1 protein-coding gene is annotated in these 1522 nt (G+C 40.0%); it reads left to right on the top strand.

The window, feature by feature from the left end:
* Positions 1-134: 134 nt before the first annotated feature.
* Positions 135-1522 (top strand): IS1182 family transposase (locus FHW36_RS30375; RefSeq protein WP_186452686.1); only part of this gene is annotated, 1388 nt, incomplete at its 3' end.

Below are 1522 nucleotides of genomic sequence, written 5' to 3'. Positions count from 1 at the left end.
GAGGCTGTATCATAAATAAATGGTACAGCCCTTTTTTTATTTTTGGTATTTATCGGGCGTTTATCCACGTTTCAGGTGGAGAAATATATTGATTTTCGAGTATTTGGTGATGAATGATTGCCTATTTTTATTCTATGGCAAGAGGAAAATCACTAGTAGTGTCCTTTAAAAGTAATCACCAGCATCAGGGAATGCTTCTACCTCCCGATCTAAGTGAGTTGGTTGCAGTGAACCACCCTGTAAGGGTAGTCAGCGACATTCTGGATAAAGTAGACATTGGGCAGCTAATGCAGCAGTATAAACCAGGAGGGGCAAGTAATTATCATCCCCGTATGTTGCTGAAGGTATTGGTCTTTGCATATATAAATAACATATATAGCAGTCGAAAGATAGAGGAAGCCCTCCATCAGAATATCAACTTCATGTGGTTAAGTGGGATGAGTAAGCCAGATCACAATACAATTAACCGGTTCCGGGGCAAACGCCTTCAGCAATCCTTACAGCCCATCTTTACGCAGGTAGTATTGCTATTATGCGAAGAAGGAGTTTTGAGCTTAAAGGAGCTTTACACTGACGGCACTAAAATCGAAGCAAATGCAAATAGATACACGTTTGTATGGGGCAACTCGATAAAAAGTAATAAGGCAAAAATGCAGCAACAGCTGAATGAATTATGGAAATATGCTCAATCTATTGCAGCAGCCGAATTAGATGACGATCACGATCCATCGGGTTTTGATAAAATTGACAGCGAAAAAATAGAGCAAACAATAGCCACAATAAATGAGGCATTAAAAGACAAACCAATAGATAAGAAAATACGTCAGAAATTAAGCTACGCTAAGAGAAACTGGCCATCAGCATTAGCGCGTTATGCTGAACAGGAAAGCATAATTGGCGATAATAGGAGCAGCTACAGCAAAACAGATGAAGATGCGACCTTCATGCGGATGAAGGAAGATCATATGAAAAATGGGCAATTAAAGCCCGCATATAACCTACAGATAAGCACCAATAACCAGTACATTGTTAATTATAGTCTTCATCAGAATACGACCGACACGGGCACTCTTCGGCAACATCTGAATATATTTAGACGCCAGTACGGGAAGATGCCTTCCAATATCACGGCTGACGCAGGATATGGGAGCGAGCAAAACTATCAGTGGCTTGAAAAAAAACGGATTACCGCTTATGTAAAGTATAATTATTTTGATCGCGATCAGCATGAAAAAAGCCGAAATGAAAAACCATATGGGGTAGACAAACTTACCTATGACCAGGAAAAAGACAGGTATATATGCCCATCTGGAAAAACGATGAAAAATATTGGTAGTTACAATCGCCTTACCAAGGCCGGTTTTAAACAAACTCTTACCAGGTACAGAGCAGCAAAATGCAATGGATGCCCATTACGAAGTGAGTGCCATGGACAAGAAGGGAACCGGATAATAGAGGTAAATCACAATTTAAATCGTTTAAAGCGACAAGTAGAAAAGCGGTTAAAAACAAAGCGGGGTAT

The organism is Chitinophaga polysaccharea (genome assembly GCF_007829335.1).
Taxonomy (GTDB): domain Bacteria; phylum Bacteroidota; class Bacteroidia; order Chitinophagales; family Chitinophagaceae; genus Chitinophaga; species Chitinophaga polysaccharea_B.
Note: the sequence above shows the minus strand (reverse complement) of the source record. Positions and strands in the feature narration are given on the sequence as shown.